The sequence below is a fragment of the Gillisella vitis genome (assembly GCF_001541345.2).
GTDB lineage: Bacteria > Pseudomonadota > Alphaproteobacteria > Rhizobiales > Rhizobiaceae > Allorhizobium > Allorhizobium vitis.
This window is the reverse complement of the sequence record NZ_LMVL02000003.1, coordinates 529696-549811: the sequence shown is the minus strand read 5'-3', so window position 1 is coordinate 549811 and position 20116 is coordinate 529696. Positions and strand designations below refer to the sequence as shown.

At 57.9% G+C, this 20116-nt stretch carries 16 protein-coding genes; 4 read left to right on the top strand and 12 right to left on the bottom strand.

Annotated features, from left to right (window positions below; translation table 11 throughout):
• Positions 1-62 precede the first annotated feature (62 nt).
• Entirely contained in the window at positions 63-1283 is a 1221-nt protein-coding gene (locus ASB66_RS12725; RefSeq protein ID WP_060715599.1) for an amidohydrolase family protein, read from the bottom strand.
• A gap of 117 nt (positions 1284-1400) precedes the next feature.
• Positions 1401-2600 carry an amidohydrolase gene (locus tag ASB66_RS12720; RefSeq protein ID WP_060715600.1) on the bottom strand — a complete coding sequence of 400 codons (1200 nt, stop codon included), beginning with the start codon at positions 2598-2600 and terminating at the stop codon, positions 1401-1403.
• Between the two features lie 235 nt (positions 2601-2835).
• Here ASB66_RS12720 and ASB66_RS12715 point away from each other — a divergent pair, with 235 nt between their 5' ends.
• The gene (locus tag ASB66_RS12715) at positions 2836-4389 is read left to right on the top strand and encodes a gamma-glutamyltransferase family protein (protein ID WP_060715601.1); all 1554 of its coding nucleotides are present in this window, start codon (positions 2836-2838) and stop codon (positions 4387-4389) included.
• A 287-nt stretch (positions 4390-4676) separates the two neighbouring features.
• Here ASB66_RS12715 and uvrB read toward each other — a convergent pair whose 3' ends face one another.
• A complete protein-coding gene (uvrB, locus tag ASB66_RS12710; RefSeq protein ID WP_114386586.1) occupies positions 4677-7679 on the bottom strand; it encodes an excinuclease ABC subunit UvrB in 3003 nt (1000 codons plus the stop codon).
• Between the two features lie 140 nt (positions 7680-7819).
• A complete protein-coding gene (locus ASB66_RS12705; RefSeq protein WP_147274037.1) occupies positions 7820-9757 on the bottom strand; it encodes a putative bifunctional diguanylate cyclase/phosphodiesterase in 1938 nt (645 codons plus the stop codon).
• Positions 9758-10103: 346 nt separating this feature from the next.
• On the opposite strand from ASB66_RS12705, the gene ASB66_RS12700 reads away from it, so the two are divergent.
• Positions 10104-10457: a VOC family protein gene (locus ASB66_RS12700; protein ID WP_060715604.1), complete on the top strand. Its 354-nt coding sequence runs from the start codon at positions 10104-10106 to the stop codon at positions 10455-10457.
• A gap of 117 nt (positions 10458-10574) precedes the next feature.
• Here the strand turns inward: ASB66_RS12700 and ccoP are convergent, their stop codons facing one another.
• Genes ccoP through ccoN form a run of 4 tightly spaced genes read right to left on the bottom strand, consistent with a single transcriptional unit; the run spans position 10575 to position 13995 of the window.
• Entirely contained in the window at positions 10575-11438 is an 864-nt protein-coding gene (gene ccoP, locus ASB66_RS12695) for a cytochrome-c oxidase, cbb3-type subunit III (RefSeq protein WP_015915914.1), read from the bottom strand.
• A gap of 2 nt (positions 11439-11440) precedes the next feature.
• Positions 11441-11602 (bottom strand): cbb3-type cytochrome c oxidase subunit 3, encoded by a 162-nt coding sequence (locus ASB66_RS12690; protein WP_049777167.1) that lies wholly within the window; start codon positions 11600-11602, stop codon positions 11441-11443.
• A 10-nt stretch (positions 11603-11612) separates the two neighbouring features.
• The gene (gene ccoO / locus ASB66_RS12685) at positions 11613-12344 is read right to left on the bottom strand and encodes a cytochrome-c oxidase, cbb3-type subunit II (RefSeq protein ID WP_060715605.1); all 732 of its coding nucleotides are present in this window, start codon (positions 12342-12344) and stop codon (positions 11613-11615) included.
• 10 nt (positions 12345-12354) lie between these two features.
• Entirely contained in the window at positions 12355-13995 is a 1641-nt protein-coding gene (gene ccoN / locus ASB66_RS12680; protein ID WP_114386665.1) for a cytochrome-c oxidase, cbb3-type subunit I, read from the bottom strand.
• An 88-nt stretch (positions 13996-14083) separates the two neighbouring features.
• On the opposite strand from ccoN, the gene ASB66_RS26235 reads away from it, so the two are divergent.
• Positions 14084-14233 (top strand): hypothetical protein, encoded by a 150-nt coding sequence (locus ASB66_RS26235; protein ID WP_156541621.1) that lies wholly within the window; start codon positions 14084-14086, stop codon positions 14231-14233.
• Between the two features lie 493 nt (positions 14234-14726).
• A complete protein-coding gene (locus ASB66_RS12675; protein ID WP_060715606.1) occupies positions 14727-15233 on the top strand; it encodes a hemerythrin domain-containing protein in 507 nt (168 codons plus the stop codon).
• Positions 15234-15384: 151 nt separating this feature from the next.
• On the opposite strand, the gene ASB66_RS12670 is transcribed toward ASB66_RS12675, so the two are convergent.
• From ASB66_RS12670 to rpiA, 4 genes are all read right to left on the bottom strand, one after another.
• The gene (locus ASB66_RS12670; protein WP_060715607.1) at positions 15385-16761 is read right to left on the bottom strand and encodes a class II 3-deoxy-7-phosphoheptulonate synthase; all 1377 of its coding nucleotides are present in this window, start codon (positions 16759-16761) and stop codon (positions 15385-15387) included.
• A 197-nt stretch (positions 16762-16958) separates the two neighbouring features.
• The gene (gor, locus tag ASB66_RS12665) at positions 16959-18347 is read right to left on the bottom strand and encodes a glutathione-disulfide reductase (protein ID WP_060715608.1); all 1389 of its coding nucleotides are present in this window, start codon (positions 18345-18347) and stop codon (positions 16959-16961) included.
• Between the two features lie 225 nt (positions 18348-18572).
• Entirely contained in the window at positions 18573-19166 is a 594-nt protein-coding gene (locus ASB66_RS12660; RefSeq protein ID WP_060715609.1) for a DUF2059 domain-containing protein, read from the bottom strand.
• 138 nt (positions 19167-19304) lie between these two features.
• The gene (rpiA, locus tag ASB66_RS12655) at positions 19305-20003 is read right to left on the bottom strand and encodes a ribose-5-phosphate isomerase RpiA (protein ID WP_060715610.1); all 699 of its coding nucleotides are present in this window, start codon (positions 20001-20003) and stop codon (positions 19305-19307) included.
• Positions 20004-20116 lie beyond the last annotated feature (113 nt).

The window sequence follows — 20116 nt, the reverse complement described above, 5'->3', positions numbered from 1 at the left end:
AATCAGAAGGACATCACCATGAAAACATGACGGAGAGATGACCGCATTCCGACATTTCGATGTTACCGATAGAGCTGCGGCGGCTTGCGTTCGAACGTCTTTACCCCGCCTTTCCAACCAGTTACCGCAGGCGCAATCGTCGCCACGGCCTCGGCACCGGAGACGGCATCAAACAGGACAAGATCAGCCGCAGCCCCGACCTTCAGTTGCTCATCCAAGCCCATCAGCCGGGCCGGATAGCGGGTGATCATCTCGAAGACCTGGTTCAGATCCGCAGGCGTCGCCAGTTGGGCAACATTGGCGTAGAGATTGGCCATCCGCATCAGCGAGACATCGCCGAACGGCGTAAACGGGTTGAGGACATTATTGGTCGAGATGGTGACATTCACCCCCTGACGAGCCAGAAGATGTGCCGGAGCAACTCCCCTTGGGCAAAGATGGTCGATATCCCGACCAGTCAGAAACAGGTCGGTGGCAGGCAGAACCGTCACGGTAATACCTGCTTCGGCCAATCGCTTTGCCACCCGCTCCACTTCGTCGGGAGAAATTGCGGAAAGCTTGGTGACATGGCCGACGGACACCCTGCCTTGGTAGCCACGTGCCAGCGTCTGGGCAATGACCGTCGGCAGGTTTGAACCGGAAGGATCGAGATCGAAATCAAGGTGGAAATCGGCAGGCACATCGAAGCGTTGCGCGAGCTCGAAAATTCGGGAAATATGCTCGGCGGGCCTTGGATCGGTGTAAGGGCAGCCACCAATCAAATCGGCTCCTTGCGACAAGGCGATTTCCAACATCCGCTCGGTTTCCGGCTCATTGGTCAACCCTTCCTGGGCAAAGGCGCAGATTTCGATATCCACAAGATGGGCGTAATCGGCCTTCAGCTTGCGGATAGCCGAAAACGACCGGAAACCGGCGCGTGGATCGATTTCCACGAATGTCCTGATCCGGGTCGTGCCTTGGACGATCGCCCGTTCCACGACATCGGCGGCGCGGGCATAGACATCCTCCTCGGTAAAGGCCTGCTTGGCTTTCGAGGTCTCCGACACGGCTTCCGCCAGCGTTCCGCTACACACCCGGCAGCGCCCGATGATGCCTGCCTTGTCGAGATGAAGATGGGTTTCGATCAATCCGGCGCAGACCAACCGGCCTGCCGCATCCTCCTGCGGCGCATCACAACGGAAATCCGCTTCGAGCGCAACGATCCGTCCCGACTCGAAAGCGATGTCCAGCGGCTGCGCCGACAACGGCAGCCTGGCGCGGCGCAACACGAAATCAATCGCCATGCGTTTTCATTCCCCTCTTCGGCTGGCAATCACCCAGCCACCGTCTCTGCCGCATGAAATCTCTTCCCATCTGCAAACGATATCCCATGACCACGACATCCCATGGATTAGCGACCGTCACGAGACGACAAGATTACCGTTGCTGGCAACCAGCACGCCCGCGTTGAACACCATGCGCTCCATCGGGCGCGCTGCCACAGCTTCAGCAATCGAGGCCACCGGTAGGATGATGAAATCCGCTGGGCTGCCTTTGCCGAGTGCCGCACTGCTGCGTCCTAAAACCTGCGCCGACAGGGTGCTGACCATCGCGAAGGCATGTTCAAGATCGGCATCGGCGCGAAAATTCTGTCGGTCGCAGAGAATGCTCGCCCGCTCCAAGAGGTCACCATTGCCGAGTGGCGACCAAGCATCGCGGATATTATCATTGCCGGAAAATACCCGCACGCCCGCAGCTTTCAGCCGCTTGATCGGCGGCATGCTGGTATCGCCAGGACCGGTGGTCATGATCGCCACATCGGCGCGCGCCAGCGCTTCCGCTGTGCGCCCGAAATCCATATCATCCAGCGCGCCCAGGCAATAGGCATGGCTGACGGCGCATTTGCCTTGAAGGCCATGCGCCAAAGCCCGTTTGGCGATCTGGCGGATTTCGAACGCGCCGAGCGGACCCGGATCGTGCAGATGCAGATCCACTCCCACGCCGTGACGGCCTGCGATGGCAAAAATCGCGTTGAGATGGCCGGTGATGTCATCGTCTATTCCGGCTGGGTCGAGACCACCGATCAGGTCCGCCCCTGCCTTGACCGCCTGCTCCAGCAGATCGGCGGTGCCAGGATCGGCCAGTACGCCGGACTGTGGAAACGCCACCGTTTGAATATCCACCAGATGACCATGGCTTTGCTTGAGGGACAGAATGGCTTCCAGCCCTGCCAACCCGACCTCAGTATCGATATCGGCATGGCTGCGGCAGGCAACTGTGCCGTAAGCCGCCATTTTCTCCAGCAGCTTTCCACCCCGCACCTCGACCGGCAAGGGCAGCGAGCGGCGAAGCGCTTTTTCGGCCCGGATCCGCTCGGCGACCGTGCCTCCTGGAATATGGGCAATGAACGGCATGCCGATCAGCGTCTTATCCAGATGCACATGACCATCGACCAGTCCGGGCAGGACCAGACCACCACGTGCATCGATCCGTGGCTTTTCCGTTGAAACGCCCTCACCCGCCGCTGGACCGATAGCGGCAATTGTAGACCCGGCAATAACGATATCAACGGGATCACCGAGACCATTGCGGGCATTGAAAACGACGAGAGTTGCGCTCATGGAAGGATTGGCTTTCAGACAGATGGGCAATCAAACAGGCGTAATACGGGGCGGATCATGGCGTATTTCCTGGCCGGAGGCGAGGTTTAAAGCAAAGTCAGGATTGCGGTAATTTGGTGTTCCGTGTCAGGCTTGGAGTTGATTATTCCCCGCCTCTTGCCGGAACGTACCCATGCCCTCTGCATCTCATCCCATTTCCCCCACGACACACGCTGCTTCCGGCCCTGACACTGGAATGGTCACCAGCCCGCATCCGCTGGCAAGCGCTGCCGGACTGGCCGTTCTGGAACGCGGCGGTACCGCAGCGGAAGCGGCCATCGCCATGGCCAGCACCATTGCCGTCGTCTACCCGCATTTCTGCGGCCTTGGCGGCGACTCAGTCTGGGTTCTGGCCGACCGGCAGGGCCGCCAGACCTGTTTTATGGGAATCGGTCAAGCAGCCGCAAAGCTACCGGATTTTACCGGCGACAGTATTCCGTTGCGTGGTCCGTTTTCGACCCTGACCACCGCCGCCACCGTCGATGCCTGGGAGGCCGTTCACCGCTATTCCACTGAGTATTGGGGTGGCAAACAGGTGTTCGGCGATCTGTTGCAGGATGCCATTCACCATGCGCATCAAGGGTTTCCCGTCAGTCGTTCGCAAGGCTTCTGGCTCGATATGCGCAAGGACGTGCTGGCCGACTGGCCAGGCTTCATCAACCTGTTTTTCAACAATGGACAGCCCTTTGCCCCAGGGGAAATCTTTCGCCAGCCTGAGTTGGCCCGCTCCCTGGAGGATATTGCCAGCCATGGCGCGCGCAGTTTTTACCAAGGCACCCTCGCCCAGCGCATCGCCGAGGGGCTTAGGGCAGCCGGATCACCGCTCACCCTTGCCGATCTGGCGGCAACACGCACGCGGCAGGTAGAACCGGCGCGTCTATCCTATCGCGGGCTGGAGCTTCTCGCGCCGCCACCGCCAACACAAGGGATCTCCACTCTTGCGATCATGGGCATTCTCCAGCATTTCGACCTTTCCGCCCTCGCTCCTGGCAGCGCCCAGCATCTGCATCTGGTCGTTGAGGCGGTCAAACAGGCTTTCCTGACCCGCGACCGGATCGCCGATCCGGATTTTGCCGATCAACCCGTGCAGCAATGGCTGTCGGCTGAGCGATTGCAACAGGCCGCCAGGGCCATCAACCCAGACCGGGCGCTGGACTGGCCAAATCCCTACCGAACCGGAGACACGGTGTTTTTCGGCGCCACCGACGCTGCGGGTCAAAGCGTCAGCACCTTGCAAAGCACCTATTTCGATTGGGGCAGCGGCGTTGTCGTTGGCGATACCGGCATTCTCTGGCAAAACCGGGGTGCGGCTTTCTCCCTTGATCCGCAAAGCCCCAATTTCCTGCAACCGGGAAAACGACCGTTCTACACCCTCAACCCCGGACTTGCCCTGCACGACGGCAAACCGGCGCTGATCTATGGCACCCAAGGCGCCGACGGTCAGCCGCAAACTCTGGCGATGCTGCTGACGCGGCTGATTGATTATGCGCAACCTCCCGCGCAAGCCTTGGCTGGACCACGGTTCTTACTGGGCAAAACGTTTTCCGACAGCCGCGACAGTTTGAAAATCGAAGCCGATTGCGGCCAGCCCGTCCTCGACCGTCTCGCCGATCTCGGCCACCAGCTCGCACCCATCGAGCCGCAAAGCCCAATCGCCGGTCAGGCAGGCGTTATCGCCATCACCCCAGATGGCAGCATGGCAGGCGCTCACGACCCACGCGGTGAAGGCGTGGCGCTCGTCGCGTATTGACCAATTGCGTTGAGATAATCGACAAGGTTTGGGACAGAATTTTGGAACCAACCGCCGCACAAGCTAGATCCTATAGCATCGTACCGGTTTCGGTTTTTACACGATGCTATAGGATTCAACCGAAAGGGGGGCTTTTCGGTTGAATCCTGTTTTCATCTATCTGGAGATGTGTCAACGGTTTTTACGTTTTCTAACAAAATTTACACACCTTCAATGCCTCACGGAGACACTAAACGTCTCTATCTATTTGTTTTTACAAATTTTCGGACCGAAAAATACAACTTAATTCACCGTCCCGGCTTGCCAGTTTTCCCCTTGGTGCGTGTCTTGCGCTTCTGATCCCCGGCGTCTTCATAGGAACCGGCGCCCGATTTGGCGCGGACGATAGGGCGGGGATCGTCAAATTTTGCATCGCCGATTTTCTGACCCGGCTTTTCAGGAAGCTTGCCGGGAACAGGCTTTTCTGTCCGACCGACCGTCATTTCATCCAGGCTGTTCTTACGAAACAGTGGCTTGGCCGTGTCCGTGCCGGGACCCATGTCATCCAGGGATGGTTTGGCGAAATAGGAGCCGGTGTCACTGGATTCCTGACGGGAATCGTCTGCTGCACCGCCAGCGGCTTGGCTTGACCCGGCTTGCTCTTGGGCCCGGGCCGCTGCCTTTTCGCCTGGATCACCCATGCTGGCTAGTTCGACTTCCTTCAAACGCTTGATTTCGTCGCGCAAACGAGCAGCAGTTTCGAAGTCGAGGTCGGCGGCAGCGTCCCGCATCTGTTTTTCCAAAGCCGAAAGATGGGCCTGGAGATTGTTGCCAACCAGATGACCGCCAGCGGCAAAGCCCTTGCCGCTCGCACCGGAAATGTCGGCGCGGACATGGTCGCGCTCGTAGACCGAATCGAGAATGTCGGAAATCTTTGCCTTGACCGATTCCGGCGTGATGCCGTGTTCGAGATTGTAGGCCACCTGCTTTTCCCGGCGGCGCGACGTCTCGTCCATGGCGCGCCGCATAGAGCCGGTGATCTGGTCGGCATAGAGAATGACCTTGCCATCGACATTACGCGCCGCGCGGCCAATCGTCTGAATCAGCGAGGTTTCTGAGCGCAGGAAGCCTTCCTTGTCGGCGTCTAGAATGGCGACGAAGCCGCATTCGGGAATGTCCAAACCCTCGCGCAACAGGTTGATACCAACCAGTACGTCAAAGGCACCAAGCCGCAGGTCGCGCAGGATTTCGATGCGTTCCAGCGTGTCGATATCCGAATGCATATAGCGCACCCGCACGCCCTGCTCGTGCAGATATTCGGTCAGATCCTCGGCCATGCGCTTGGTCAGCACCGTCACCAGTGTCCGATAGCCCTTCAACGAGGTTTCCTTGATCTCGCCCAAGACGTCATCGACCTGGGTCTTGGCGGAGCGCACTTCGACCGGCGGATCGATCAAGCCGGTGGGGCGAATGACCTGCTCGGCAAACACGCCGCCCGATTGTTCCAGTTCCCAACTGCCGGGTGTCGCCGAAACCGCAACAGTCGGCGGACGCATGGCGTCCCATTCCTCAAACCGCAATGGCCGGTTATCCATGCAGGACGGCAGCCGGAAGCCGTATTCGGCTAGCGTTGCCTTCCGCCTAAAGTCGCCCCGATACATGCCGCCGATCTGGCTGACGGAAACATGGCTTTCATCGATAAACAGCAAGGCATTGTCTGGAATATATTCGAACAGGGTCGGGGGCGGTTCACCCGGCGCACGGCCCGTCAGATAGCGCGAATAGTTTTCAATGCCGGCGCAGGAGCCGGTCGCTTCCATCATTTCGATATCATAGCGGGTGCGCTGTTCCAGCCTTTGCGCTTCCAGCAGACGCCCGCCCTTTTCCAACTCGGCCAGCCGTTGCTTCAACTCGTCCTTGATTGCCTTGATCGCCCCATTCAGCGTCGGGCGAGGCGTGACATAGTGCGAATTGGCATAGATCTTCACCGACTTCATATCGCCGGTCTTGTGGCCGGTCAGCGGATCGAATTCCGTGATCGCATCGATTTCGTCGCCGAACATCGAAATGCGCCAGGCGGCATCCTCCAAGTGGGCCGGGAAGATTTCAATTGTATCGCCCCTCACCCGGAAAGAGCCACGCACGAAATTGATGTCCTGTCGCTTGTATTGCTGGGCGACGAGGTCGGCCAGCAATTGCCGCTGGTCGATCCGGTCGCCGACCGACATCTGGAAAGTCATGGCCGTATAGGTTTCGACCGAGCCGATACCGTAGATGCAAGACACTGAGGCGACGATGATGCAATCGTCCCGCTCCAGGATGGCGCGGGTGGCGGCGTGGCGCATGCGGTCGATCTGCTCGTTGATCGAGCTTTCCTTCTCGATAAACGTATCCGACCGCGGCACATAGGCTTCCGGCTGATAGTAATCGTAGTAGGAAACGAAATATTCAACCGCATTGTCGGGGAAGAAATGTTTGAATTCCGAATAGAGCTGGGCCGCCAGCGTCTTGTTCGGCGCCAGAATCACCGCCGGTCGCTGGGTCGCCTCGATCACCTTGGCCATGGTGAAGGTCTTGCCGGAACCGGTCACCCCGAGCAGGACCTGACTGCGCTCCCCGGCATCGATGCCTTCCACCAGATCCCTGATTGCCGTTGGCTGATCGCCCGCTGGCTCGTAATCCGACACCATGCGGATCGGGATACCACCTTCTGATTTTTCCGGCCTCGCCGGGCGATGTGGCGCCCAGATCTTACCGCCCTTGAACAGCGGGTTGCCGCTTTCGATCAGCGCCGACAGCGCCTCCACGGTCGCCGTCACAGCACCCGGTGCAAGGCTTTGCGCCTCTTCGAGCGAGGTATCCATGCCGGACACTGGGTTGAGACCGGCAGCGGCGCGCGTGGCAGGATCAGAAGATGCGCCGATGGATACGCCTCGAGAGGTGCGCATGGCGCTGCCGCCGTCTTCGCTCTTGGCCTTGGCGGTGCGACCGGCCTTTACGGGGTCGGCCCCGGTCTTGCTGCCCGTGCTTTTCTCAAGCGCTATCTTTTCAGCATGCCGGCGCGCTTCGATCTCGATCTTCTTCCGGTGCTTGCCAGCCTTGGAGGCGAGTTCCCGTTGGCTTTCGATGCCCCCGGCTTCCGCTTCGGCTTCCAGCTGCTTCACCCAGTCCGCGACACTTCCGCTCAAGGGCGCTCCTTCGAAAGCAGCCTGCGGCGCCTCTTCAAACCCACCGGCATAAGGCGATCCTGCCTCATCCTGCTGTGGGGTGTCATTGTTACGGACGGGAGATTTTTTCGGAGATCTGGCCATGGTCCGAATATGGATAAGACCGCAGTCAAAGTGAAGTGCGCCAGACGAAAATCAGAACAAAAAAGCAACAATTTCGCTAAAGTTTTTACCCATTCGCATTCTCGGAAAAACCAAGGGCTCATGTCCCTGACTGGCCTCCCTCAGGCCACGGCGCGTCGTGATTTTTTCTCACTCAGTTGCTTTTTTTTAGAATCGAGCCATTTGGGCAGCATATCCGCAGGCATGGGCCGGGAGAAATAATAGCCCTGGCCTATCGTGCAGCCGATTTCGGTCAATGTCCTGGTATCTGCTACCGTTTCAACGCCCTCCGCCACGATATCGACGCCCAGGGCCCGGCCGAGACCGACCAGAGCAACAACCAGTGCCTTGTTCTTTGGAGAGCCGCTCATACCAGTGACGAAACTGCGATCAATCTTCAACCGGGTGATCTTCAGGCTGATCAAATAGGCCAAGGACGAGTATCCCATGCCGAAATCGTCAACGGTCAGCTTGTAGCCGCTGTTTTCAAGCCGGGTCAGCTGTTCACCCGCAACCGCCGGATCCAGAATGGTTTCCTCGGTAATCTCCACTTCCAGGAGGCTTCGATTGACGCCATAGGCTGTCGTAATCCGGTCCAGCATGACAGATACATCATAGAGCGCAAATTCGCGCGGTGACACGTTCAAGGCGACGGTCGTCTCCGACAGTCCAAGCTCTTTCAGCCTGTTGAGAAGTCGGCAGATATTTTCCGTCACGAATCCGGTCAGCGCCTCACACATTTGCATGGCTTGGGCGGCGTTGACGATTTCAGGCGGAGCAATCGCCCCGAACTCCGGGTGGAACCAGCGGACCAGGGCCTCGAAGCCGACGATCTGGCCCGTGGCAAGATCGATCTGCGGCTGAAACCAGGTCTCGAGCGAACAATCACGAAGCGCCGCCGGCAGATCTTGCTCAATACGGCGCTGACGATCGATGCGCTGTTTGATCTGATGATCGAATTCCCGCAACTGCCTGCGACCGTCTCGCTTGGCATCCGACAGTGCCATGCTGGCGCATGTAAACAGACCATCGCCATCCTCCGCATGGTCGGGGAAAAACGCAATCCCGGCGCTCAGGCCGGGAGTAACCTGCGTGCCATGGACGATAATCGGAACCATGGACGCGGCGATGACGGTCTCGGCAAGCGCCCGGCAATCCTGGCGCACATCGCCGCTTCGCAACAGGATTGCAAATTCATCACCGCTGATCCGGGCGGTGACGGCATCAGCGCCAGCGGCATTTTTCAACCTTTGCCCCAGGATAGCCAGAAACTGGTCTCCACCGCGATGGCCAAAAGCATCGTTGAGCAGCTTGAACCGATCGACATTGACCAATAACAGGCCGATTTCCCGGCGCCCGACTTTGGCGGCGGCGATTTCCCCCGCGAGCCGTCCATTGAAGTAGATTCTGTTGAACAGCCCCGTGACGGGATCACCGTTGGCCAGAACCTCCAGCCGCAAATTCTTGTGCTGAATATCCTCATGGGCAATGGTCAGCGATTGCGTCGCGGCCTGGTTGCTCAGCTTGGCCATTTCGCTTTCCATAAATGTCCTGTCCGCCTTCAACAGCAGATGCGACATGAATATGGCCAATACGATGAAATTAAACGTCGATACGGTCGCAATGATGCCACCATGAATCGAGAAATTCCACAATATCGCTAGAATCATCGGAATACAGTAGCTGAAGGCCACCTGACTGGTGCCGGCCTGGCGGAACATGGCTGTCGCCACCAGACCGCCGATAACCACCAGAATAGACGCATTACGGCCCAGCAAGTCCATATCGACCGCCGCTGTCGGCAGTAGAGCCCAGACGATCCCTTGCAGACAGGCCGTGATGCACATCAGCCGAAGCACGTCATCCGGATTGGAAGAGGCATAGTGACGGTGCTGCAGATGGCGCGACAACAGGAAGCGAAATAGCGTTGCGACAGCCAACGCGATCATCCAGCCGATAACGACGCTCACGTCATTCGCCTCGGCCAGAAGCAGAATGGACGTGGATAGCCCAGCCATCACATTGTAAACTGCCGCCGCTCCACTGCCACGCAATGTCATGGATGCCCGCGCCTTATGGGCAGACGACAGCAAAAATGCTTTTTGATCCGCAGTTTCTGAAAACAAGACTATCTCATTCTTCAAACTAGGCGCAATAATTGTTTTTTTCAGGAGCCTGCCGCTAAGATTGCGCTTTTCCGGTAAGAAATAATGAACAATGCAGTTAAAAATTGCGCAACGCCCTATAATTAATCATCACTAAAACAGATAAAATAAATATACATCCTGCGGGTGCACTAAGGTTCACTTTTGCGTCCTTATAGTTCCGCATAACTTTCACCTTAACAGCAAACGATTTAAAGAGATTAGCCAACAGGACAATACAAACCAGTGGAGATGGTCAAGCATGACGCAACGGAACGATCAAATTGATTATATCGAATTCAACGTGCGCGACATTTCGGCCTCAAAGCACTTCTACGCCACGGCCTTTGGCTGGTCCTTTATCGATTACGGACCGGATTATACCGAATTCAACGATGGCCGGCTGAAAGGTGGATTGACCACGACCGCTCCGGTTTCGGCGACCGGCGGACCGCTGGTCATCCTGTTTGCCGATGATCTGGAACAGGCCTTGAACAGCGTGGAAAGCGCTGGCGGCACCATCACCCGCCCGATCTTTTCCTTTCCAGGCGGTCGGCGATTTCACTTCCGCGACCTGGATGGCTATGAGCTGGCTGTTTGGTCGGACACTCTCTAATATCGGGCATAAAGTTGCAATTGGGATGATGCTGTACCTGGCCTGCCTTCGCCAAACCAGTCTTCATGCAAGACCAAAGGAGAGCCGCCGGGATTATTGAGCCCCGGCGGCTCTTTATCACTCCCCGCCGCCGAGTGAGTGGACGTAGACGGTCAGTTCCTTGACCGTCGTATCGCCTAGACGCGCTGACCATCCGGGCATGACGCCATGCTTGGGATGAGCCACCTGCTGGATGATTTCCTGCTCGCCTTTGACCTTCAGCCAAATGGCATCGCCGAGATTGGGCGCACCGAGATCGCGGTTGCCCTCGGCCTTTTCACCGTGGCAGGCAACACAATTGTCCATGAAGACCTGCTTTCCAGGCGCAACCAATGCGTCGTTGGACGGCTTGCCCGTCAGGCTGACGACATAAGCAGAAACCTGGCGGATTTCCTCGGGCTTCAGGATGTCGGCGAAGGCTGGCATTTCCGACGCCCGGGTTTCCGGATCGCTCGTATAGCGAATACCGTGTTGCAGCGTCGTGTAGATGGCATCGACACTGCCGCCCCACAGCCAGTCATCGTCATTCAGGTTCGGATAGCCGGGGCCACCGGCCGCACCAGAACCGTGACAGGGGGTACAATTGACCTTGAAGGCCGCAGCACCGCCAGCGGTGGCGAATTCGGTCAGATCCTTATCGGCCAGGATATCCTTGATCGGCAGGGCCGCGATCTTGTCGGTGAATACCGATTGCGCTGCTTTAGCGTCGGCAAGCTCGGCGGTGACGGCTGCACGGTTGGTGTAACCGAACAGGCCCTTGGTATTGGTGGAGAGCATCGGCCAGGCCGGATAGACCACCGTATAGCCAATCGCCCAGACGATGGTGGCGTAGAAGGTATAGACCCACCAACGCGGCATCGGATTGTTCAGCTCGCGGATGCCGTCCCATTCATGGCCCGTGGTTTCGACACCGCTGATTTCGTCAATGTGTTTGTCAGACATGATCAGTCCTCCCGCAAGGGGATAGAGGCAGCATCTTCCGCCCGCTCTTTGGCGCCCGGACGAAAGACGAAGAGAATGGCGCCCGCGAAGAACAGCAGCATGGCGAGCATGCCCCAGCTGTCAGCGAAATGGCGCATGGCCGTATAGATTTCGGTTCCTTCCATGACGCCCTCCTCAACGGTAACCGGTTGCGTCGTCATATTTGGTGAAGTCCACCAAAGTGCCGATCATTTGCAGATAAGCGATCAGCGCGTCCATTTCGGACAGGACCGCCGGGTTGCCGTCGAAATCGCCGACTTTCGCCTTGGGATAGCGGGCCAGCAATGCCGTGGTATCGGCATTCGGGTCCGCCTGGGCGGCCAGATCGGCCTTGGCATTGTCGATCATCTCCTGGGTATAGGGTACGCCGACTTCGCTATTGACCTTCAGATCCATGGAGACATTGGTGATCTTCAGCGGGGTCTCTTTCAGGAACGCATATTTCGGCATGATCGATTCCGGCACCACCGAGCGCGGATCACTCAGATGCTGGACATGCCAGTCATTCGAGTAGCGATCCCCAACCCGGGCCAGATCCGGCCCGGTGCGCTTGGAACCCCATTGGAACGGATGGTCGTACATCGATTCCGCCGCCAGGGAGTAATGGCCGTAGCGCTCCACTTCGTCACGGAACGGACGGATCATCTGGCTGTGGCAGAGGTAACAGCCTTCGCGGATGTAGATGTCGCGACCGGCCAGCTCGAGCGGCGAGTAGGGCCGCATGCCCTCCACCTTTTCGATGGTGTTTTGCAGGTAGAACAGCGGCGCGATTTCGACGATGCCGCCTATCGCAACCACCAGCAGCGAACCCAAAAGCAGCAGGCTGGCATTTTTTTCGATGATCTTGTGTTTATCGAGAATGGACATGGTGCCCTCCTTACTCCGCCGGTTGCAGGACAGGCGCCATGGCCGAACCTGCAAGAGGCGCCTCGTTGCGCTGGTGGCCGAGAATGGTCATGGTGATGTTCCAGGCCATGACCAGGCTGCCGGCGAGATAGAGCCCGCCGCCGACGGCGCGCATGACATAGTAGGGGAACATGGCCTTGACGGTTTCCGCGAAGGAATAGACCAGGAAGCCCTGCGCATCATACTCGCGCCACATCAGACCCTGCTGGATACCGGCCACCCAGAGCACGGCGGCGTAGACGACGATGCCGAGCGTGGCGAGCCAGAAGTGCCAGTTGACCATCCGCATCGAATAGAGGCGGTCGCGGTGCCAGAGCTTGGGCGTCAGGTAGTAGATCGCGCCGAAGGTGATCATGCCGACCCAGCCGAGTGCGCCGGAGTGAACGTGACCAATGGTCCATTCGGTATAGTGGCTAAGCGAATTGACCGTCTTGATCGACATCATCGGGCCTTCGAAGGTCGACATGCCGTAGAAGGCGATGGCCATCACCATCATTCGGATGATCGGATCGGTACGGATCTTGTCCCAGGCGCCCGAAAGCGTCATCAATCCGTTGATCATCCCGCCCCAGGACGGCATCCACAGCATGATCGAGAACACCATGCCCAGCGTCTGCGCCCAATCGGGCAGCGCGGTATAATGCAGGTGATGCGGACCGGCCCAGATATACATGAAGATCAGCGCCCAGAAGTGGATGATCGACAGCCGGTAGGAATAGACCGGGCGACCGGCTTGCTTGGGCACGAAGTAGTACATCATGCCCAGGAAGCCCGCCGTCAGGAAGAAGCCGACGGCATTATGCCCGTACCACCATTGCGTCAGCGCATCCTGCACCCCTGAAAAAGCCGAGTAGCTTTTGACGCCGAGGAAGGAGACCGGGATCGCCAGATTGTTGACGATATGCAGCATGGCAATGGTGACGATGAAGGCCAGGTAGAACCAGTTCGCCACATAAATATGCGGTTCCTTGCGGGTCAGGATCGTACCCAGGAAGGCAATGAGATAAGCGACCCAGACAATCGTCAGCCAGATATCGACATACCATTCCGGTTCCGCATACTCACGGCCCTGGGTGATCCCGAGCAGATAGCCGGTGGCCGCCATGACGATGAAGAAATTATAACCCCAGAACACGAACCAGCCGAGCGTGCCGCCGAACAACCGGCTGCGACACGTACGCTGTACCACATAAAACGATGTGATGATCAGGGCATTGCCGCCAAAGGCGAAAATCACGGCAGACGTGTGCAATGGCCGCAGCCGCCCGAAATTGAGCCAGGGGCCGAAATTCAGATCGGGAAAGGCCAGTTGCAGAGCGATGACCAGCCCGACAAGAAAGCCAACGACACCCCAGAACACTGTGGCGATGACGCCATAGCGAATGACTTCGTCGAAATATTCAGACTTGGGCTGGGCCGCTGCACGACTCGACACACCAGCCGTCACCGGCGCAAACCGGATATGGCGCAACATGACGACCGTCGCCCCCAGAAGTACGAAAAAGGCCACCCACATATGGGCAGCAAACAGGCTGTCATAGGCGAAACCCGCCCCGAGCAGCGCGGCAAAGGCCAGAATGGCCAAAACCATGGTTTCGAAAGTATAATTCATTGTTGGCATCCCCCAACGGCTTCGTGTCGGCACGGCCCCTCCTTACGGGAAGGGTTCCGCCCTGATTTGTGGTTTGCGCAGTCGCTCCATGAGAAAAGCCATTCCGTTTCCGGAACGTTTTTCTGACAGCGCCAGATTATTTCCAGCAAAAGTACGTAAAAACAGCGAGATAGAGCGTTTTGCATTTCGAGGAAAAGCAGTATTGCTCGCCGCGCCATGCCGCCTGCCGGATGGATAGACTTCTGCGTCGAGTCTCTGTTTGACATTCCGCAGCCTCTGCAACCTTGATTCAAATCAAGGCAGTCTGTGCAAAGGCGGCGATATATAAAGGACGGCAATGGCATTGTGTCGCAGGCATCGGACAAGCATCCAATGCGGAGACATTGCGAACCGGCAGTTGCGGCGAAATACCGGATGGCCTGGAAAGGGTCTCTGACGTTTCCCAAGGGACCCTTTCAGTACGCGTTACGCATTCTGATCGGGAAACGGTCTTCAAGGCACGATTTTTCGCGCCCTTGCACGATGCGGCATTGCCATGTTCAGAGCCCGGCGCTGCGACCGACGCCCATGGCTCTTTGAAAATGGCCCTGGCATTTCATTTCCGGGCATCTCAAGCCTTTGATGTATTTGAGATATTCGGCATTCGTGCAGGGCGAAGATGTGGCTCACACCTTCGCACTCGTCAATAACGCCCTACGCATGTGCCGGGCCGGCAAAAAAGGAGATGCGGAATGCAGAGCAATTTGGACAAGACGGGTTTTCCGAAGACCAGAGATGCTCGGCCCCTTGCTTTGCCGCCATGTGAGACCAGTCTGGAATGGCTACATCATGCCCATGGGGAGCAAATGGCGCTATGCGCAGAACTGGAAGAGATCGCCGATTCGCTGCCGAACAATATCAACCGGCAGAAATGCATCTACGCGGCCAAGGCGCTGACCCCGCTCATCAAGGGCGTCCACCACTATGAGGAAAGCATCCTGTTTCCCTGGCTCGAAACATCGACACACAGCAGCGTCGGCATGCACGAGACGCTGAACCGGTTGCGCTTCGAGCATTGCGAGGACGAGTGTTTTGCCGAGGAGTTGACGGATGCCCTGCTGAAACTCGGCAGCGGTCGCGAGGTCAACATGGAGGCGGTGGGCTATATGCTGCGTGGCTTCTTTGAAGGGCTGCGGCGCCATATCGCCTTCGAGAGAGAACACATTCTCTGCCAGATCGGCGAAACCCAGCTATCCTGACGGCTAAGCTTTTGCCGTTGATCACAACGGTGACCGTGCCTCTCTCTTCGGTCAATAAAAAACCCGTCACTCCATGAACTGCCCCAGGTTGATGTCCAACTTTCGGGGGGGAGTTCATGCAGTGACGGGTTTTTGGTTTGAGCCTAAACGATCACGCCCCGACTGATCTCAGCCGCTTCTCGTCGCGTCCGCCCTTCATGCGCTCGGCCAGAAGGAAGGCCAGTTCCAGCGCCTGGTCCGCATTGAGACGCGGATCGCAATGGGTATGGTAGCGATCCTGCAAGTCCTCAGCGGAAACAGCACGTGCGCCGCCGGTGCATTCGGTGACGTCGTTGCCGGTCATCTCGATATGGATGCCGCCCGGATGCGAGCCTTCGGCGCGGTGGATCTGGAAGAAGCTTTCTACTTCCGACAGGACACGGTCGAAGGGCCGGGTCTTGTAGTGGTTGAGCGTGATGGTGTTGCCATGCATCGGATCGCAGGACCATACGACCTTGCGCCCTTCCCGCTCTACCGCGCGGATCAGGCGCGGCAGATGGTCGGCAACCTTGTCGTGGCCGAAGCGGCAGATCAGCGTCAGACGACCCGCTTCATTCTGCGGATTAAGAATGTCGATCAGATTGAGAAGATCGTCAGCCTGAAGCGACGGGCCGCATTTGAGACCCAGCGGGTTCTTGATGCCGCGGCAATATTCGATATGGGCATGATCTGCCTGACGGGTACGGTCGCCGATCCAGATCATGTGGCCTGATGTGGCGTAATGATCGCCAGATGTCGAATCGACGCGGGTCAGCGCCTCTTCATAGCCAAGAAGCAGCGCTTCATGGCTGGTGAAGAAATCGGTTTCGCGCAGGCTGGCATTGGTTTCCGCCGTGATGCCGACCGCCTTCATGAAATCCATAGTCTCGGAAATCCGGTCGGCCAGCTTGCGGTAACGCTCGGCCTGCGGGCTGTCCTTGACGAAGCCCAGCATCCATTGATGAACGTTTTCAAGATTGGCATAGCCACCCATGGCGAAAGCGCGCAGCAAGTTCAGCGTCGCGGCGGACTGGCGATAAGCCATCAACTGACGATGCGGATCCGGAGCACGAGACTCTTCGGTGAAATCGATGCCATTGATGATATCGCCGCGATAGCTCGGCAATTCGACATCGCCCTGACGCTCGAAATCCGACGAGCGTGGCTTGGCGAACTGACCGGCGATGCGGCCGACCTTGACGACCGGAAGCTGGGCACCGAAGGTCAAAACAACGGCCATTTGCAGGAATGCGCGGAAAAAGTCACGGATCGTGTCGGCGCCGTGTTCGGCAAAGCTTTCGGCACAATCGCCGCCCTGAAGCAGGAAGCCATTGCCATCAGCCACATTGGCAAGCGCCTTTTTCAACCGGCGCGCTTCACCAGCAAAGACCAGCGGCGGATAGGTCGCCAGCTTTTTCTCTGCTACGGCCAATGCGGCCTGGTCCGGATAGGCCGGAGCCTGCTTGATCGGCTTCTGCCTCCAGCTTGTCGGGGTCCAATTCTGCGCCATTGTCTTCACCTAAACAAAACGCGGCCATGCCTGCGGGCCGCTCGGATTGGCGGCTTATAAACGCTTAATGGAAGCTTGAAAAGCAATACCTTGCTGTCAAATTGGCCTTCCATAGGTGAAAACCACTCTGGAAGGATTTTGGACAACAGGGAAGCAGTAACCTGCCTCCCTGTATATTGAAGGGGATTCGTGTTTTTTTAAACTCGCTCGCCGTTCCTGATCCGGTAGCTCGGATTATACATGGTGACCAGTTCTTCTGATGCCGTCGGATGCACAGCCATGGTGCGATCAAAATCATCCTTGGTGCAGCCGGCCTTGAGGGTGATGCCGAGCAATTGCGCCATTTCGCCAGCGTCATGGCCAAGAATATGCGCGCCAACCACTTTTCGGTCAGCCGCATTGACGACCAGCTTCATGATCACTTTCTCCGTACGGCCCGATAGCGTCGCCTTCATCGGGCGGAACTCAGCCTTGTAGATCTCGACCTCCGGGAACTTGCGGGCCGCCTCTTCCTCGGTCATGCCGACCGTGCCGATTTCCGGCTGCGAAAAGACCGCCGTGGCAATCAGGTCGTGATCCGGCGAGGTCGGATTGTCTTTGTATTCCGTCTCGATGAAACACATGGCCTCGTGGATTGCCACCGGCGTCAGCTGCACCCGGTCCGTCACGTCCCCCAGTGCAAAAATACCCGGCACGTTGGTGCGTGAATATTGATCGACGATGATGGCGCCGCGCTCATTGACAGCAACGCCCGCCGTCTCTAGGCCAAGGCCCTTGGTATAGGGATCGCGGCCCAAAGCCAGCATGACCGTTTCAGCGGAAATCACCCCATTGTTGCGGGTGTGGACGGAAAGGCTGCCTGCGGCCATCTTCTCGACTTTTTCGATCACATCCGTGCAAAGAATACGGATGCCCTTGGCCTCCATGGCCTGGTGCAGGCCACGGCGGATATCCTGGTCAAAGCGAGACAGGATTTCCTTGCCACGATAGATCAGCGTCGTATCGACGCCGAGACCATGGAAGATATTGGCGAATTCCACAGCGATATAACCGCCGCCAGCAATCACGATCGAGCGGGGCAACGCCTCCAGATGGAAAGCTTCATTGGAGGTGATGCATAGCTCATGCCCCGGCAAGGAGGTGTGTGCATTGGCCGAGCCGCCGACCGCAATGATGATCCGCTCGGCCGTCACTTCGCGTCCGGTCGCCAGCAGACGGACGCGGTTGGGGCCGGTCAGTTCCGCCCGGCTCTCAATCAGTTCCGCACCGGCGCTGTTGAGGCCCTTTCTGTACAGGCCTTCCAGACGTTCGATTTCCTGATCCTTGGCGGCGATCAGCTTTTTCCAGTCGAATCGGCTTTCGCCCACCGTCCAGCCAAATCCCGCCGCATCCTCGAAATGCTCGTGAAACTGCGATGCATAAACGAACAGCTTTTTCGGCACGCAGCCCCTGATGACGCAGGTGCCGCCAAACCGGTATTCCTCGGCAATCGCCACTCGCTTGCCCATGGATGCAGCAAGCCGGGCGCTGCGCACACCGCCGGAGCCGCCGCCGATGACGAACAGATCATAATCGAATGATGACATGGAAAACTCCCGCAAGACGGACGGCCAAAGCGTCCCTCGAAAATTTCAGTGGATCGGCCGGACTGGCAAAGAAGGATGACTGCTGGCCAAAAACATAAGATCATCCATCCCCAATATGGGAATGGATACGACAACGACAACGGAATGCCGCCGGATCATTACCGACCGGCCCAACGATAAAGCCCGGAACCAGGTCCGGGCTTTTCTTTGATCGGTATTATTAGATCAAGGCTTCGGGGCGGGTGCTGGAGCAGCCGGGGCCGGAGTCGGTTCGGAAGCAGGCATCTGTGCCTTCAACTGTGCACCGGCCACCTTGACCAGGGCATCATTGGTGTTCTTTTCGAGATCACGCGCCACACCGGCAGCCCAGATATCGGCGGACTTGCCGAGTTCACGATTTGCAACCGGCTGATCCTTGATCAGCTTCTTGCCCGCCGGGCTGGAGAAGAAAGCCGCAATCTGCTTCAGCTCTTCTTGGGTGAACGCCTTGGCATAAACCGTTGCCGCTTCCTTTTCGAGATCGCCACGGCGTGCAGCCAGCGCGATAGCCTGCTGGTCAACAGTCTTGTCGATCTGGTCTTCAAGGTTAGGATAAGCCTGGATGAGCTGCGCCTTCAACCGAGCGGCGACATTCGGCAGGATATTGTCGAATACATTGGTAACGCCGAGCGCCGTGATGGCCTGACGGGCGGTATCGATCTGCGCATCCGTCACATCCTGTGCGCGAGCGGCCGGACCAGCCAGAAGCGAAGCTGCGATAACCGCACCGGCAACCATGTGACCGAGATTAAGGCGACCGAGACCCTGATATTTGCTCATAAAACTCATGCTCCTGTTTGTGTCCCCAGCGCTCGCCTCCAACGGCAGCGCTGAATTGTCATATTGGTATTATCGATGCACATGGCCGCAGCGTAAACGTGCGCCAGACCATGACCATCGGCTATCAAGCCGCGTCAATCACGCCACAGGCTCGATCACCCGCGCACCATCAGAGCCAGCCACGACGGCCAGCGATGCCATGCCGATGAACAGACCGTGCTCCACCACCCCGGGTATAGCATGCAATGCCTGAGAAAGGGCCACTGCATCAGGAATGCGGCCAAAAGAAGCATCGAGAATATAATGCCCACCATCTGTCATAAACAGATCGTCACCAGACATGCGCAGGCCAATCGTCCCCGACAGGCCGAGTTTGGCGGCGGCCTTTTCAATGGAGATGCGGGTTGCGACGCCACCGAATCCATTGATCTCGATGGGAAGCGGATAAGCGCCCAGCGTCTCCACCAATTTTGTTTCGTCGGCAATGACAATCACCCGCGACGACGCGGCAGCAACGATCTTTTCGCGCAGCAGCGCTCCACCGCCGCCCTTGATCAGGGTCAGGTGACGATCAAGCTCGTCGGCGCCATCGACGGTTAGGTCGAGTTCCGGCAATTCATCGAGCGACATCAGCGGCACGCCCAGTTCCAGGCAAAGTCTTGCGGTGCGCTCCGACGTTGGCACGCCTTGAACCTTGAAACCGTCGGCCACCTTTTCAGCCAGCAACCGCACGAACTCCTCGGCGGTCGAACCGGTACCGATGCCGAGCCGCATCCCATTTTCGACATAAGACAAAGCCAGTTCCGCAGCTTTGATCTTCATTTGACGAACGTCCATGCTGCCCGCAACTCCTCTTGCAACACTCGGCCAAGGCCTTTTGAAACTGCGGGTTAATGAAGCAAACCTTGCCGGTTTGCCAAGCATTCCGCAGAAAGTTCTCGCTGTTTACA